Here is a 15,543-nt window from a genome sequence, read left to right as displayed (position 1 = left end):
GTAGCCGTGGCGGGCAGGGGTTAGTTTGAGATCGTGACGGAATTGCGGATCCCTGCCCGATTCAATGGTCCTTCCGGCTCCGGCAATGGTGGTTATGTGGCCGGCCTGGTCGCACACCACTGTGGTGCCGCTGCGCGGTCCCACGCCTCGAGCGGGCCGGACGCGACCGCCTCGGCCGCGGCAGCGCCCGTTCGGGTGACGTTGCGGGCGCCCGCGCCACTGGACGTGCCGCTGGTGCTGCGTACCGGCGGGCTGTACGACGGCGACACCGTCATCGCCGAAGCGGCGCCCGGGGGATTCGAGCGCGCGGTTCCGGACACGGTGTCCTTCGACGACGCCGACGCGGCCTCGGCGGCCTACCGGAACGACAGCGAGATGTTCCGGTACTGCTTCGTCTGCGGGACCGCCCGCCAGGACGGGCTCGGCTTGGCGCCCGGCGCGGTACGGGCGGGGATGGTCGCCGCGCCCTGGGTGCCCGGCGATTCGCTGCCGATCGACGCGACGCTGCTGTGGGCCGCGATGGATTGTCCGGGCGGCTGGGCGTTGCCGGAGATGCTGCAGCGCCCGGCGCTGCTCGGCTCGATGACGGCGAACGTCTTCGCGCTGCCCGAGGTGGGGGAGAAGTGCGTCGTGGTCGGCGCCGACCAGGGCGAACAGGGCCGCAAATCGTTCGCCTCCACCGCCGTCTACGGCACCGGCGGACGCCTGCTCGGGCGGGCCGAGCAGATCTGGATCCGGCTGAACCGGGCGTGATACCCACGCCCGGCCCGGCCGGGGCGGATCACTGCGGGTCGAGCCGCGACTCGAAGTTGCGTTCCAACTCCCGCCAGGCCTTCGCCTCGGCGGTGAACGGCGGGTTGGGCGCCATCCGGGACGGGTCGGGGTTCAGCAGGTAGGAGACGTACCAGCCGAGCGGTGTGGACTGGGCGAGGCCCTGCTCCACCGTGTCGTCGTCGGCGTAGTCGGCGGCATCGGTGAACAGCTCGACGGCCAGGTCGAGCTGTTCGATATCGACCGATTCGGGGCCGTCGCCGAGATCCTCGGCCAGCCCCGGCAGCACGTAGACGTTCTCATCGGTGACCTCGACCTCGAGCGAACCGTCCACGGCCGCGGTCTGCACGTCACCGAAGGTGCTGACCCGGGCGAGATCGTGTTCGTGATCGTCGGCGAGGTAGCGGGCCAGCGCGCGCTCGGAGTTGAACACCGTGATGGAGCCCTTGCCACCGAGGAAGATCGGCTCGTCGTCGAGGTAGCAGCGCAGCGTGAAGTAGGTGCCCTCGCCGGTGACGATCTTGATCGGGTCGATGCCGACCTCGGTCCAGAACGATTCGTCCTCTTCGTCGTCTTCGGTTTCGTCGTCGTCCTTGGTGAGGTCGACCGGTTCGTAATCGGTGTCGGCGTCGGCCGCGTCGTCGGCTTCGACGACGTTCTCCTCGGCGGCCAGCAGCTCGGCCTCGGCCACCGCGACCGCGTCCGCGTCCACATCGGGGGTCTGCACCACCGAGTCGATGGCATCGACCACGGCGTCCCAGTCCTTGGCGATGGCGGCGCCGATCTGATCCCAGAGTTCCTCACCGTCGCGGCCGACGAAGGCATTGATGCCGCTGGGCAGCGCGCCGAGCACCGGATGCGAGCCGAAGAACTTGGTCACCACCTCCAGCTCGCACACCTCGCCGATATTGCGCACCATGGCGAGGGTGTCCTCGAGTTCGGCGACGATCTCGGCGTCCGGATCGCCCGCGACCAGCTCGGGAACCCCGATCAGGTCGAAGGTGAAGTTGTCCTCCGGCTCCAGTTCCACCGCCGACAACCCGGCCACGACCTTCCAGGCCGGATGGTCCACCAGATCGTTGTCGGAATCGGTCCGGATGAACGCCGCTAGTTCCGCGACGGACTCGAAACCGTAGAGGGCGTCCTCGTGGCCGAGGAACGCCTCCCACTCGTCGTCGCCGTCACGCCAGCGCGGTGCCCACAGTGTGACGAGATCGCCGTCGGTCAGACCGAGCTCGATCGGGACGATGTCTCCAGAAGCCATGTGCCGAAGCCTATCGAGCTTCCGGCTCAGGCACTATCCGGGCTGGCCCCAACGGTGCCCGTGGCGGTCTGCGACTCGGGCGCGAACGACTCGTTCAGTGCGGCAACGACGTTCGACCGCTGCCCGCCGGCGTCCTCGGCGGCCTGCCTGCAGGCCCAGATGATGAGCTGGGCGACCTCGGCCGGCGGCAGTGATGTGACCGTTTCCGCCAGCGACAGCGCGACCAGCGCACCGTCGCTGTTCACCTCGGCGCTGACCATGCCATCTTCGGTGGTGAACCGCCCGCGCACCTGCTTGAGGCCGTAGAGCGCGGCCTCGAGCGCCTCGAGTTTCTGCGTGGCCCCGGCGACCAGGGCATCCATTTCCGCACTCATGCCGTCACCTCGCTGGCGCTCGGCGCCGCCATGACTGCCTGGGCAGCTGTGCTCATGGTTCGCTCGCTTCGCTCACTCATACCGGCCTCATCCAGCTCGTCTGTCCTGTGTCGGCATCGTCGATGCGGTCCAGCTCGTCCACCGCCTGCTGGCGGGTGGGCAGTCCGAGCCGGTCCAGGATGTCGTCGGGCATACCCGATTCGGCGAGCACCTCGCGGCGCCTCGCCTTCGCGGCCACGGTGGAGCGCTGGGTGAGCCGCAGGATCTCCGCGGCGAGAGCCTGTGCGCCGTAACGATATTCGCTGCGCTCGAACTTGATCTCCACCGGCATCCCCTGGTCGGTGGCCCGGACCGAGATGGTGCCGGATCGGTTGCTGCTGGCCGCCACCGTGACGTTGGGGATGGCGGGCGTCGGCTGTTCGCTCATTCGGTGGGCCTGTAGAAGCCGTAGAACTCCATGTCCAAGTTCTCCGTTCGGATCGCGCTGATGGAGACCGGGTCACCGGCCTCGACGAGTTGACCGTTGCCGACGACCATGGCGACGTGGCCGTCCCAGACCGCCAGGTCGCCGGGCATGAGGTCGCCGGGGGACACCTGGGTGTGTCCGATGTGCTGTTCCTGCGCCAGACGCGGCAGTTCGACGCCGGCCTCGCCGTAGGCGTATTTCGTCAGGCCGCTGCAGTCGATGCCCGCCCCCGGGGTGTTGCCGCCCCAGACGTAGGGCGTGCCGACCGCGCCGATCGCGGCCTTCACCGCCGTCGCGGCCTTCTCGTTGGGCGCCTCGACCTGGCTGCCGTCGGGCAGGGTGATCATGACGCCCTCACCGGTGGCCTTGCCGCTGCTGGTGCTGCCGGAGCCGGACTTCGACGACGAGCTGGTGCTGGTGCGGCCGGTGGAGGTGCTGCTGCGCGAGCCCGAACTGGTGGACGGCGAGCTCATCACCGTGCTGAGCATCGAGCCCGCGGTGCCCATGACTCCCGAGGCCATCGAACCAAGGCCGGAGGTGGCGGCGCTGATCGGCGCGGCCACGCTCGCGGGCGCGGTGGACGGCGGCGGGGCCAGCTGCTGCATCGAAGCGGTGTGCGTGGACAGCTCGTTCTGCACCCGGCCGACCACGCCGAGGGCTTGGCCGAGATGGTCGATGGCCGAGCCGACGAGCATGCTCAGCCCGACCGGCGTCGTCAGCGTCGGGCCCGCGGCAACGGCCGTATCGACGAAGGACTGCGCGATGGCGGTGAGGTCTTTCTGCCCGGTCTCGACCTCGGCCGCGGCTTGACCGACCACCGTCGACATCTCGTTGCCGCGGTCGGAGATGGTGGCGGCGCTGGTCTGCACGCGCAGGGCCTTCGAGGTCGCCGCGTCGGCGCCCTTGCCGTCCCACACGCTGTTCATCTGGTTGATGCTGTTGCGGCCGAGCTCGTGCACCTGGTCGATCGCTGTCGAGGTGGTGCGCAGTGCGTCGCCGGGGCCGCCGACGGGAAGCACACCGGTACCGAAACTGGCGAGCAGATCGAAGATCGGTTTCGCCAGCACGTTGATGTCGATCACCGGCTCACCCTTCGGCGGACGTGGTCCGCAGCGAGTCGGCGATATCGGTGTCGGTGCTGTCGTAATTGGCCGCCGCACCCACCGCGGCGGTGCTCATGCTCGACACCACGGCCGACAGCTGGCCGATCGCTGCGACGTGCCCCGCGTGCGTGGCGGCATAGGCGGCCATGAAATCACCGCCGATCAGACCGAAGATCGGACCCAGTAGCGCCGGGCCCGCACCGGCGGCTCCCGCTCCCGCCGCCGCGAGCTCGCCCGCCATCACCCCGGCGGTGGCACCGTATGCGGCGATGCCCTCGGTATCCGCTGAGATCCTCTTCATCAGAGCTTCCCCCATCGTCTTCGTTTCCGGGCAGAGTATGTCATCTACCTGATTCGACGCAGCGATCCGCCGATCGGTTCCAGATCGTCGGAAAAAAGTTTCGGCGACTACGGCGGCGAACCCTGATCCGACTTTATCGTTCCTTCATGCGTACGCACACTGTGGATCACCCGCTCGCCGCGGCTCTGCTGACCGTTCTGCGGGACGAGCGCACACCCAACTCGGCCTTTCGTTCGGCGTTGCGGGACTTGACGGGCCTGCTGATCTACGAGGCGTTGCGCGACGCGCCGTTGACCCGGTTCGACATCAACACGCCGATCACCGTCACCCAGGGGGCGCGGCTGGCGCAGCCGCCGCTGCTGGTGCCGGTGCTGCGGGCCGGGCTCGGAATGGTCGATGCCGCTGCGGCACTCATACCGGATGCGCGAGTCGGGTTCGTCGGCATCGCCCGCGACGAACGCACCTACCAGCCGGTGCCGTACCTGGAATCGCTACCGGCCGACTTGGCCGGGATACCGGTGTTCGTGCTGGATCCGATGCTGGCCACCGGCGGCTCCATGCGATACACCCTGGAACTGCTGGCCGGTCGCGGCGCCACCGACATCACCGCGCTGTGCGTCGTCTCCGCGCCGGAAGGGGTTGCGGTGCTGGAGGATTCCGGGCTGCCGGTGCAGCTGATCACCGCGGCCATCGACACCGGTCTCAATGCCGACGCCTATATCGTGCCGGGCCTCGGCGACGCGGGGGATCGGCAATTCGGCCCACGCTGAGGTGTGCGCGAGGTTCAGTCTCCGGACTCGGCGAACAGATCGATGTGCGCGCAGTTCGCACAGCGGTAGGCGGTGACCCGGAAACGGGGCCGCGGATTCAGCGCCGCGCGCCAGCCCGGATCGGTGGCAGTGCCGGCCCAGAGCGGGGCGTCCCACCCGGTTTCGAGCACGCCCGCACGCAGATCCGTCCCACCGCAATGGGTGCAGTGTCGATCCTTCACGCCGGCTCTTGGAGTGCGGAGCAGAACTCGCGCAGACGGGACAGTTGCTGTGCGGCAGCGTTTCTCGCGGCAGCGAGCCCTTCGGCGTCGGACACCGGGAGTGCCACCTCGAGATAACACTTGAGCTTGGGTTCGGTCCCGGACGGGCGGATGACCACCCGTGCCGAATCGCCCTCGAAGACCAACGCGTCGGTGCGCATCCGGCCACGCACGGTGCTCAAATCGGTGATCCGCACCGGCATCCCGGCGATGATCTGCGGCGGTGCCGAGCGCAGCCGGCCGAGCAGCGCGGCCGCGCCGGCGTGATCGGGCAGCCGCAACGAGACCTGATCGCCGGCGTGCACACCGAATTCGACCGCGTAGGCATCGAGCTCGTCGAGCACCGTCCGCCCGGCCGCCTTCAGTCGCGCCACCAGGTCGGCGGCGAGTACGGCCGCGGAGATGCCGTCCTTGTCACGCACCGCGGCCGGGTCGGCACAGTGGCCGATGGCCTCCTCGTAGGCGTAGACCAGGCCCTCGCCGGCGCGGGCAAGCCACTTGAAACCGGTCAGCGTCTCGGCGTAGCGCGCGCCGCGCGCCGGTGCGAGCCGCGACAGCATTCGCGAGGACACGATCGTCGTCGCGACCAGGCTGTCGGCCGGGGCGGTGCGCAGCACGTAATCGGCCAGCAGCACGCCGGTTTCGTCGCCGCGCAGCATCCGCAACTTGCCGTCGGCGTCGGGCACGCCGATGGCGCACCGGTCCGCGTCGGGGTCGAGCGCGATCGCGAGATCGGCGCCCACCCGTTCGGCCAGCGCGACGAGCAGGTCGGTGGCGCCGGGTTCCTCGGGATTCGGGAAGGCGACGGTCGGGAAGTCGGGATCGGGGGCGAACTGCTCGTCCACCACGTGCACATCGGTGAAACCGGCCGCAGCCAGCGCGGTACGCGCGGTCTCGCCACCCACACCGTGCAGCGGGGTGAGCGCGATCCGGATCTCGGTGCGCTCGCCGGGGCCACCGATCAGCGTCGGCAGCGTGCTCACCCGGTCCAGGTAGCGCTGGACGAGCTCGGCGCCGGAGGGTTCGACCGATGCGCGTGGGATCGGCTCGGTGACCGTCGCGATCCTGGCTTCGATCTCGGTATCGGCCGGCGCCAGTAACTGCGCGCCGCCGTCGAGGTAGACCTTGTAGCCGTTGTCGGTGGCCGGATTGTGCGAGGCGGTGATCTGGACTCCGGCCACCGCGCCGAGCTCGCGGACGGCGAAGGCCGTCACCGGCGTGGGCAGGGGCTCGGGCAGCAGCGTCACCGGAAAACCGGCGGCGGCGAAGATTTCGGCTGCCGCGGTGGCGAATTCGGCCGAACCGTGGCGCGCGTCGCGGCCGACGACCACCCGGCCACCGCCGAGACAACGCTCACGCAGCCAATCCGCGAGGCCTGCGGTGGCCCGGCCGACGGTGGTCACGTTCATGCCGTCGGGGCCCTCGCGCAGCGGCCCGCGCAGCCCGGCCGTCCCGAAGCGCAGCATCTACAGCTGCTCCAGCACGCCGCGCAGCAGTTTGCCCAGCCGCGGCGCCGCCGCCCGGCCCTCGGCCAGCACCTCGGCGTGCGAGAGCGCATCGCCGGTGACGCCGGCGGCCAGATTGGTGACCAGCGAGATGCCGAGCAGCCTGGCGTCGAGCGCTCGGCAGGCGATGGCCTCCAGCACGGTGGACATCCCGACCAGATCGGCGCCGACGGTGGCGAGCATCCGGATCTCGGCGGGGGTCTCGTACTGCGGTCCCGACAGGCCGGCGTAGACACCGTCGGTGAGCGAGGGATCGACCCGGCGGGCCAGCTCGCGCAGCTGCGGATCCCATGCGTCGACCATGTTCACGAACGTCGCGCCGGACAGCGGGGTCCGGCCGGTGAGGTTGATGTGATCGCTGATCAGCACCGGCTCGCCGACGTGCAGCCCCGGCCGGATACCGCCCGCGGCATTGGTGAGCAGCACGGTGTGCGCGCCGGCGGCGATGGCGGCGCGCACCGGACGCACCACGTCGTCGGGGGCGTGGCCCTCGTACAGGTGCTGACGGCCCATGAGCACCAGCACCGGCGTCTCGCCGACCGGTATGGAATGCACCATGCCCACATGCCCGAGCGCGGTGGGTACGGCGATGCCGGGCAGCTCCGACATCGGCACCGACGCGGTGGGCGTTCCGATCTCCATGGCGGCGTCCTGCCATCCCGATCCGAGCACCACCGCGACGGGATGGCGTGGCACTTCGGTCCGTTCGGCGATCGCCGCGGCGGCCTGTTCGGCAAGCATGACGGCAACTGTATCGGCCCGCGACCTCCCGGGCCGGATGTGCGAGGTGACCGAACCCACCCGAGCGCTTGCTACCCGTGAGTAGGATTTGCTCGCCGGTACCGATACGCTGCACGCATGCCGTATCTGGAACGTGATGGGGATGTGTTCGTGCTCTACCTCGGCAACGAGGGTCAGACCGACAGTGAGAACCGCTTCCACCCGGACTGGATCGCCGAGATCCATGCCCACCTCGACACGGTCGAGGCCTCCGAGGGCCCCGCCGCACTGGTCACCACCGCCTCCGGCAAGTTCTTCAGCAACGGCCTCGACACCGACTGGCTCTTCGCCAACCTGGACCAGATGCACGGCTACCTCGACCGCGTGCATTCGATCTACACCCGGCTGCTGACCTTCCCGATGGCCACCGTCGCCGCCATCAACGGTCACGCGTTCGGCGCAGGCGCCATGCTGGCCACCTCGCACGATTTCCGGTTGATGCGTGCCGACCGCGGCTTCTACAGCCTGCCCGAGGTGCACCTCGGCATGCCGTTCACCATCGGCATGAACGCCCTGCTCACCGAGCGGCTCACCAATCAGGTCGCGGTCAAGGCCATGACGACCGGGCATCGCTTCCCGGCCGACGAGGCGATCGCCGCGGGCATCGTCGACGGCAAGGCCGAGGCCGACGCGCTCGTTTCCGCCGCGGTCGCGCAGGCTGCTGCCCTGGCCGGCAACCGCAAGCCGAACCTGCCGGTGATCAAGCGCGCGCTGCACGCGAACGCGCTGGCCGGGCTCGCCGTGCCGACCACGCCGGAGAACCTGGCGTTCGCGGCCGGATAACCGGCTCCCGCCTCCGCCCGCCACGCCGCCGCCATGGTGGCCTGCGGACCGGTCGGTGCGCAGTGCGACACTGAATGCCATGTCACCCCCGCGCAGCGGCCGGTCCGACCAGCGCAGCGCCGATACCGTTCGGCGCGGCGAGGCTGCCGCGCGTCACGGCGACGGGAGATCACGTCCGGACCCGGCCCTCACGCTCCGGGCCGACGCGGCCATCGCCGCCGCCCGTGACGAGCTGATCGGCCTGTCGCACGCGATCCACGCCGAGCCGGAACTGGCCTTCGAGGAGACCCGCAGCGTCGCCAAGGTGATCGAGCCGCTGGCCGCGCGCGGGTTCGAGATCGAGACCGGCGTGGCCGAGCTGCCCACCGCCTTCCGCGCGAGCTACGGCAGCGGCGAACTGACCGTCGGGCTGTGTGCCGAGTACGACGCGCTGCCCGAGATCGGGCACGCCTGCGGGCACAACATCATCGCCGCGAGCACGACCGGCGCGGCGCTCGGGCTGGCCGAGGTGGCCGACGCGCTCGGCCTCACGGTGGTGGTGCTCGGTACACCCGCCGAGGAGAGCGGCGGCGGCAAGATCCTGATGCTCGAGCGCGGTGTTTTCGACGACATCGCGATGGCGATGATGGCCCATCCCGGCCCGTACGACATCGTCGGTGCGCGCTCGCTCGCACTCGCCGATCTGTCGGTGGTCTTCCACGGCCGCGAAGCGCACGCCAGCGCCGCCCCCGAGCAGGGCCGCAACGCCGGGGACGCGGTCACTGTGGCGCAGGTCGCCATCGGCCTGCTGCGTCAGCACCTGCGGCCGGGCCAGCAGCTGCACGGTATAGTCGGCGACGGCGGCGTAGCCCCCAACATCGTGCCCGGACGTGCGGAACTGCTGTACTACCTACGCGCAGCCGACTCCGCATCCCTCGGCGAACTGATGCGACGCGCATCCGATTGCTTCGAGGCGGGCGCCCTCGCGACCGGCTGCACCCACGACATACGGACGCTCGCGCCCACCTATACCGAGCTCACCCCCGATCCGGCACTACTGTCTGCCTATCGAGAGCAGATCGCCGGCCTGGGACGGACGCCGATCGCGCCCGAGCTCGAAGCGCAGCGCCCGCTCGGGAGCACGGACATGGGCAACGTCACCAACGTCATCCCGGGGATACACCCGGTCATCGGGATCGATGCCGATGGCGCGGTGACGCATCAGCCCGGTTTCGCCGCGGCCAGCGTCAACGCCTCGGCCGACCGAGCGGTGATCGATGCGGCGACGGCGCTCGCGCGTACCGCGATCGCGGTTGCCGGCGATGCACTACACAGGGACAGGTTGTTGCAACGGCTCGTTCAGCGACAGGAGGAAATTCGGTGAGTAGTCCGGCGGCGCGAGCGACGGGGCCGGAAGAGGCAGCGCGCGTGACCACGCAGCCACCCGTAACCACCAAGGCCACCGGGGCCGCCGCCCTATCGAAGGCAGCGCGGACCGGCCAGGACGTGGTCGACGCGTGGCTGGCCGAGCACACGGTGGACCTCGTCCAGTGGCGCCGCCACATCCACGCCAACCCGGAACTGTCCCGCACCGAGTTCGGTACCACCGAATTCGTCGCCACCTGGCTCACCAAGGCCGGCCTCACCCCGCGTGTGCTGCCCGGCGGCACCGGCCTGATCTGCGATATCGGCCCCGACACCCCGCGGATCGCGCTGCGCGCCGATATGGACGCCCTGCCGATGCAGGAGTTCACCGGCCTGAGCTTCGCCTCCACCGTCCCCGGCGTCTCGCACGCGTGCGGGCACGACGCGCACACCACCATCCTGCTCGGCACCGCGCTGGCGCTGGCCGATGCCGATCTGCCGGTGGGCGTGCGGCTGGTGTTCCAGCCGGCCGAAGAAGTGATGCCGGGTGGCGCGCTCGATGTGGTCGCCGCGGGCGCCATGGAGGGCGTGGAGCGGATCTTCGCGCTGCACTGCGATCCGCGGCTCGAAGTGGGCCGGGTCGGGGTGCGGGTGGGTGCGATCACCTCGGCCGCCGACACCGTCGAGCTGGTGCTCGACTCGCCGGGCGGGCACACCTCGCGTCCGCATCTGACCAGCGATCTGGTCTACGCCATCGGCACGGTGATCACCGGGCTGCCCGGGCTGCTGAGCCGTCGCATCGATCCGCGCACCAGCACCGTCATGGTGTGGGGTGCGGTCAGCGCGGGCAAGGCGCCGAATGCGATACCGCAGACCGGCATGCTCACCGGCACCGTCCGCACCGGCGACCACGCCACCTGGTCACTGCTGGAGCCGATGGTGCACGAGATCGTCGACGGCCTGCTGGCGCCCACCGGCGTGCGGTATCAGCTCAATTACCGGCGCGGCGTGCCGCCCGTGGTCAACGACGAACACTCCACCCGGATGTTCGAGGACGCCATCCGCGCCGTCGGTCCCGACGCCCTCGCCGACACACCACAGTCCGGCGGCGGCGAGGACTTCTCCTGGTATCTGGAGGAGGTCCCCGGTGCGATGGCGCGCCTCGGCGTCTGGTCCGGCGAAGGCGACCAACTCGACCTGCACCAGCCCACCTTCGACATCGATGAGCGCGCGCTCGCTGTGGGCGTGCGGGTACTGAGCAACATCGTGCTCCAGGCAGGCTGAATCAGGCGCTGAAATTGCCCGGGCCGACGTTGCGGCTGTTGCGGGTGCGCAGGGCGTGCACGTACTCCTCGGGCGCGCCCGCCTTCTCCGCGGCGTCGGCCATCACACCCAGGTAGCGGGCCGATGGCAGCCCGCCCTCGTAGGCGTCGAGCACATACAGCCAGGCCAGGATGGGTTCGGTGCCGCTACCGGGATTCGGGGTGACGCGTAGCCGGATCTTGCGGTGGATCCCGAAATCGGAGCCCTCCCAGCGGTCCAGCCGCTGCTCGTCCTCGGGGGAGACGTCGTAGAGCACGACGAACACCCGGGAACCGGGTTCCTCGACGACGGTGGCGAGCGGGCCTTCCCAGCCGATGTCGTCGCCACTGAAGGTGAGGCGCCAGCCCTCCAGCCACCCCGTCCCGAACATCGGGGAGTGCGGACAGCGCTCGAGCATCTGGGACGAGTCCATGTTGGACCCGTAAGCGGCGTAGATCGGCACGAGGAAAGGGTAACCGGTATCGGATTTGCCGTGCTCGCGGCGCGGCCTACCGCAACGCGGCGGCACGGCTCAGGGCGGATAACGTTGATGCCGAACCGGAGATCCCGGTGCAACTGCTCGAGCGGAGGTATCCATGACCCGCATTGCGATCATCGGTGGCGGACCGGCCGGATACGAGGCCGCACTGGTGGCGGCCCAGCACGGCGCCGAGGTCACGCTGATCGATTCCGACGGCATCGGCGGAGCGTGCGTGCTGTGGGACTGCGTGCCGTCGAAGACCTTCATCGCCTCGACCGGGGTGCGCACCGATCTGCGCCGCGCCCGCGATCTCGGCATCACTCTCGATCCGAGCCAGGCCACGGTGTCGTTGCCGGAGGTGCATTCGCGGGTGAAGGCGCTGGCGCTGGCCCAGTCCTCGGATATCCGCTCGAAGTTGCAGACCGTCGGGGTGACGGTGCTGGCCGGGCGCGGGCAGTTGATCGATTCGGGCTCCGGCCTTGCCGCCCATCGGGTGCGCGCCGCGCTCGCCGACGGCACCGAGCAGACAATCGAGGCCGAGGTGGTGCTGATCGCCACCGGTGCCAGCCCGCGGGTGCTGCCCGGCGCCGAACCCGACGGCGAGCGCATCCTCAACTGGCGCCAGCTCTACGACCTGACCGAGCTGCCGGAGACCCTGGTGGTGGTCGGTTCCGGTGTCACCGGCGCCGAATTCGTTTCCGCCTACACCGAAATGGGCGTGCGGGTGAAGCTGGTGTCCAGCCGCGACCGGGTGCTGCCCGGTGAGGACGCCGACGCGGCGCTGGTGCTGGAGGACGCGCTGGCCGAGCGCGGTGTCGAGCTGGTCAAGCACGCGCGTGCCGATGCCGTGGAGCGCACCGCCGACGGCGTCGTGGTCAAGCTGGCCGATGGGCGCACCGTCTCCGGATCGCATGCGCTGATGACCGTCGGTTCGACGCCCAATACCGATGATCTCGGCTTGGAGCGCGTCGGCATCGAACTCGACCGCGGCTACCTGCGCGTCGACCGGGTGTCGCGCACCTCGGTACCGGGCATCTACGCCGCGGGCGACTGCACCGGCCTGCTGCCGCTGGCCTCGGTGGCCGCGATGCAGGGCCGCATCGCGATGTACCACGCGCTCGGCGAGGGCGTGAATCCGATTCGGCTCAAGACCGTTGCCTCGGCCGTGTTCACCCGGCCCGAGATCGCGACCGTCGGCGTCAGCCAGACCGCCATCGACAACGGCGAGGTCCCGGCCCGCACGGTGATGCTGCCGTTGAACACCAATCCGCGCGCGAAGATGTCGGGGCTGCGGCGTGGCTTCGTCAAGATCTTCTGCCGTCCGGCCACCGGTGTGGTCATCGGCGGTGTGGTGGTGGCGCCGATCGCGTCCGAGCTGATCCTGCCGATTGCTCTTGCGGTGCAGAACAATCTGACCGTCACCGATCTGGCGCAGACCTTCTCGGTGTATCCCTCGTTGACCGGATCGGTGACCGAAGCCGCGCGCCAGCTCATGCGTCACGACGATCTGGACTGAGCCGGGCGGTTCGTCCAGCGTGTCGAGTGTTCCTGTCAGTGGGTAGGTTTCGTCACGTTGCCTGGGCCGGGCAGTTGTGGTTCACTTCCGGCAGAGATGCGATCGATGGGTGGTCGTGTGGTTTGGTGTCGGGGGGTTTCCTTTCCTGACGCGAACGGCGGGCAGCCTGGGCTGTTGGCAGTCCGAGCGTCTCACCAAAGACAGCTGAGTGCGGTCGGTGCGACCGCACCCGGGAAGGGATTGGGCGAAAAGTGAAACATCGTAAGCCGAGTCGGGCGCAGCGAGCGATGGCGAGTACTTCGTTGCCGCTGGCCACCGCGGCGGCCGTAGCCACTCTGTTCGCATCGCCGGCGGGGGCCGTTCCGAACGAGCAGCCCGAGGCCCCGGCGCCGACGCAGGACGAGTCGCCGAGCCAGCCGGGTACCACCCAGCCGGAGCAGTCGCAGTCGCCGACCCAGCCCGGCGTCACCGACCCGGCGAAGCCGGAGAACCCGCAGGGCAACGCCACGCCGAGCCAGCCGGGCGTCACCACCCCGAACACCGACAACGACCAGAAGGACCCGAAGCTGGCCGCGCCGCGCCAGCCCGGCGTCACCGCGCCGCGTGTCGCGCCGCTGCCGGTGCCCGGCCAGAGCGGTCCCGTCCAGCCGGTCGTCGTGCCGGATCAGAAGCCGGGCGAGGTCGATCCGAACCGTCCTGGCGTCGTCGACCCGCGCACCGGCCAGGCCGTCACCCCGGAAGAGGGCACCGAGGCCCAGCCGGCCATCGACCCCGAGACCGCTCAGACCATCGAGCCCGGCACCGAGTCCGAGACCCAGACGCTGGTGCAGCCGCAGTGGGAGGCCCCGCGCATCGAGGCTGCTCCCGCCGCGCCGGTCGTCGAGATGACGGGCCCGCACGCCGAGGTCGGCGCCACCATCGACGGTGGTTCGCTGGCACCCGGCTATCTGGCCAACACCCACCACTTCACCAACGAGGCCGGCTACGTCGGCACCGTCGGATACAGCACGCCCACCGGTCGCGGTGACGCGGGCATCGCGTGGGAGTTCCTGGACGAGAACCACATCAAGGTGAACACCTTCACCGGCGGTGCGGGCCTGGCCGACAACAAGTTCGAGACCGTCCTCGACACCACCCAGATCAATGCCGCCAAGGCGAACGTCGAGCAGTGGATCGCCCAGCAGCCGGGCGGCGCCGCCGCGCTCGAAGCGGCCGCGCAGGTTAAACTGCCGACTATCGTGCAACCGGGTGACATGGCCCCGCAGACGATCAATGTCGCTGGCGTCACCACCCAGTGGGGTGGTTCACTCCAGTACTGAAATGTGCTGAATGGGCGTTGGGGCGGTCGTTCGCGGCCGCCCCATACGTGTGTTCCGGGGAAAGGATTGGGTGTGTCCGGCGACGGCGAAGGCAAGGACAGCGGGTCCGGAGGATCGGATTTCGGCCCACCGGTAGGAGACTTCGGACCTCCGGTATCGAACTTCGGTCCTCCGCTCGGCGATTTCGGACCACCCACCACCCCCGGGCCCGGCTGGAAGCCCGAACCCGCACCGGAAAAGCCCGGCCTGACCTGGCGACCAGCCGGTGAGCCCGCACCCGAGCCGCCGGCGAGCGTGCCCGCACCGCCGCCGCAGTTCCGGGCACCCGACAGCACCACGTTCCCGGACAATCCACCACGCCCGCCGCGCCCGGAACCCGCCGACGCCGGCGAGGATCGCACCGCCCGGATGTCGACCGAGGACGACAGCAGCTGGTGGAATCGGCCGACCACCTCCGGCGAGCCGCCGACCCCGCCGGCCGAGCCCACACCGGAGCCGGGCCTGTCCTGGGCCGACGATCCGATCGCCAAGCGCCTCACCCCGCAGTCGGTGACCGAGGCGCTGGCCCGTCCGGCCAAGAAGAAGCGTCCGCTCGGGCCGATCATCGCCGGCTCGGCCGTCGTCGTAGCCGTGCTGGTCGCGCTCACCGTGGTGATCGTCATGATGACCGGTGACGACAGTGGAGCGGAATCGGCGCAGGCGCCGACGACCACGGCCGCGCTGAGCTGTCCGGCGAGCAAGGACGGCAAAGTCACCGTGGGCAACGGTCCGGGTGATACCGCGAGCGGGGCCGGCGCCATTCTCGGATATCAGCATGCGTTCTATACGGCTCGCGACGGCGCGAAAGCTCGCAGCTTCGCCGCCTCGGACGCGAACGTGCTGCCGGCCGCCGATCTGCAAAAGGTCATCGATGAGCAGATCCCACAGGGCACCACGTACTGCCTGCGAATGACCGAACGGCAACCGAACGTCTTCGACGTCGATCTGGCGGTACATCAGCCCGACGGCACCACCAACCTCTACCCGCAGACGGTGCAGACCATCGACCAGAACGGCAAGCACCTGATCTTCGCCATCCTGGACCGCTGACCCAGCCCTCCCTGGTGCCAGCTCAGCCGGCGGCGATAGGAAATCGCTACTGCCCCAAGGCGTTTCGTTCGAACCGCCTATTGCCGCACCCGCTGCCGTCGGGTACTGTTCGAGC

17 protein-coding genes are annotated in these 15,543 nt (G+C 69.8%); 8 read left to right on the top strand and 9 right to left on the bottom strand.

Annotated features, from left to right (window positions below; all coding sequences use genetic code 11):
• Positions 1–33: 33 nt before the first annotated feature.
• Positions 34–753, top strand: a complete 720-nt coding sequence (locus tag AC5W7N_RS28945; RefSeq protein ID WP_195020680.1) for a hypothetical protein — start codon at positions 34–36, stop codon at positions 751–753.
• A 28-nt stretch (positions 754–781) separates the two neighbouring features.
• On the opposite strand, the gene AC5W7N_RS28940 is transcribed toward AC5W7N_RS28945, so the two are convergent.
• The 5 genes from AC5W7N_RS28940 to AC5W7N_RS28920 all read right to left on the bottom strand — a co-directional run bounded on the left by AC5W7N_RS28940 (position 782) and on the right by AC5W7N_RS28920 (position 4,279).
• Positions 782–2,035: a SatS C-terminal domain-containing protein gene (locus tag AC5W7N_RS28940; RefSeq protein WP_163813837.1), complete on the bottom strand. Its 1,254-nt coding sequence runs from the start codon at positions 2,033–2,035 to the stop codon at positions 782–784.
• 26 nt (positions 2,036–2,061) lie between these two features.
• The gene (locus AC5W7N_RS28935) at positions 2,062–2,409 is read right to left on the bottom strand and encodes a YbaB/EbfC family nucleoid-associated protein (protein WP_195020681.1); all 348 of its coding nucleotides are present in this window, start codon (positions 2,407–2,409) and stop codon (positions 2,062–2,064) included.
• Positions 2,410–2,485: 76 nt separating this feature from the next.
• Positions 2,486–2,836: a hypothetical protein gene (locus tag AC5W7N_RS28930; protein WP_036533558.1), complete on the bottom strand. Its 351-nt coding sequence runs from the start codon at positions 2,834–2,836 to the stop codon at positions 2,486–2,488.
• Complete coding sequence (locus AC5W7N_RS28925) at positions 2,833–3,957, bottom strand: NlpC/P60 family protein (RefSeq protein WP_163813839.1); 1,125 nt, start codon at positions 3,955–3,957, stop codon at positions 2,833–2,835. Before AC5W7N_RS28925 ends, AC5W7N_RS28930 begins: the two co-directional genes overlap by 4 nt.
• Before the next feature lie 4 nt (positions 3,958–3,961).
• The gene (locus AC5W7N_RS28920) at positions 3,962–4,279 is read right to left on the bottom strand and encodes a type VII secretion target (protein WP_014349299.1); all 318 of its coding nucleotides are present in this window, start codon (positions 4,277–4,279) and stop codon (positions 3,962–3,964) included.
• A 146-nt stretch (positions 4,280–4,425) separates the two neighbouring features.
• Here AC5W7N_RS28920 and upp point away from each other — a divergent pair, with 146 nt between their 5' ends.
• Positions 4,426–5,049, top strand: a complete 624-nt coding sequence (gene upp, locus AC5W7N_RS28915) for a uracil phosphoribosyltransferase (protein WP_195020682.1) — start codon at positions 4,426–4,428, stop codon at positions 5,047–5,049.
• A gap of 14 nt (positions 5,050–5,063) precedes the next feature.
• On the opposite strand, the gene AC5W7N_RS28910 is transcribed toward upp, so the two are convergent.
• Genes AC5W7N_RS28910 through AC5W7N_RS28900 form a run of 3 tightly spaced genes read right to left on the bottom strand, consistent with a single transcriptional unit; the run spans position 5,064 to position 7,555 of the window.
• Positions 5,064–5,270: a hypothetical protein gene (locus AC5W7N_RS28910; protein ID WP_495922747.1), complete on the bottom strand. Its 207-nt coding sequence runs from the start codon at positions 5,268–5,270 to the stop codon at positions 5,064–5,066.
• The gene (locus tag AC5W7N_RS28905; RefSeq protein WP_495922746.1) at positions 5,267–6,775 is read right to left on the bottom strand and encodes a phospho-sugar mutase; all 1,509 of its coding nucleotides are present in this window, start codon (positions 6,773–6,775) and stop codon (positions 5,267–5,269) included. The genes AC5W7N_RS28910 and AC5W7N_RS28905 overlap by 4 nt, the downstream gene beginning before the upstream one ends.
• A complete protein-coding gene (locus AC5W7N_RS28900) occupies positions 6,776–7,555 on the bottom strand; it encodes a purine-nucleoside phosphorylase (protein WP_495922744.1) in 780 nt (259 codons plus the stop codon).
• 117 nt (positions 7,556–7,672) lie between these two features.
• On the opposite strand from AC5W7N_RS28900, the gene AC5W7N_RS28895 reads away from it, so the two are divergent.
• From AC5W7N_RS28895 to AC5W7N_RS28885, 3 genes are all read left to right on the top strand, one after another.
• The gene (locus AC5W7N_RS28895; RefSeq protein ID WP_195020684.1) at positions 7,673–8,377 is read left to right on the top strand and encodes an enoyl-CoA hydratase-related protein; all 705 of its coding nucleotides are present in this window, start codon (positions 7,673–7,675) and stop codon (positions 8,375–8,377) included.
• Positions 8,378–8,456: 79 nt separating this feature from the next.
• Positions 8,457–9,740: a M20 family metallopeptidase gene (locus AC5W7N_RS28890; protein WP_228806590.1), complete on the top strand. Its 1,284-nt coding sequence runs from the start codon at positions 8,457–8,459 to the stop codon at positions 9,738–9,740.
• A 122-nt stretch (positions 9,741–9,862) separates the two neighbouring features.
• Complete coding sequence (locus AC5W7N_RS28885) at positions 9,863–11,005, top strand: M20 family metallopeptidase (RefSeq protein ID WP_194991086.1); 1,143 nt, start codon at positions 9,863–9,865, stop codon at positions 11,003–11,005.
• 1 nt (position 11,006) lies between these two features.
• Here the strand turns inward: AC5W7N_RS28885 and AC5W7N_RS28880 are convergent, their stop codons facing one another.
• Positions 11,007–11,486 carry a gamma-glutamylcyclotransferase family protein gene (locus AC5W7N_RS28880; protein ID WP_014349306.1) on the bottom strand — a complete coding sequence of 160 codons (480 nt, stop codon included), beginning with the start codon at positions 11,484–11,486 and terminating at the stop codon, positions 11,007–11,009.
• A 133-nt stretch (positions 11,487–11,619) separates the two neighbouring features.
• On the opposite strand from AC5W7N_RS28880, the gene AC5W7N_RS28875 reads away from it, so the two are divergent.
• From AC5W7N_RS28875 to AC5W7N_RS28865, 3 genes are all read left to right on the top strand, one after another.
• Positions 11,620–13,020: an NAD(P)H-quinone dehydrogenase gene (locus AC5W7N_RS28875; protein ID WP_163813845.1), complete on the top strand. Its 1,401-nt coding sequence runs from the start codon at positions 11,620–11,622 to the stop codon at positions 13,018–13,020.
• A 287-nt stretch (positions 13,021–13,307) separates the two neighbouring features.
• On the top strand, positions 13,308–14,339 hold the full coding sequence (locus AC5W7N_RS28870; RefSeq protein WP_228806589.1) for a hypothetical protein: 1,032 nt from the start codon (positions 13,308–13,310) through the stop codon (positions 14,337–14,339).
• A gap of 72 nt (positions 14,340–14,411) precedes the next feature.
• Positions 14,412–15,428, top strand: coding sequence for a DUF8176 domain-containing protein (locus tag AC5W7N_RS28865; protein ID WP_228815280.1), 1,017 nt, complete (start codon positions 14,412–14,414; stop codon positions 15,426–15,428).
• The last annotated feature ends 115 nt before the right edge of the window (positions 15,429–15,543 follow it).

The organism is Nocardia sp. CDC519 (assembly GCF_059509835.1).
This window is presented reverse-complemented; position numbering and strand designations above follow the sequence as displayed.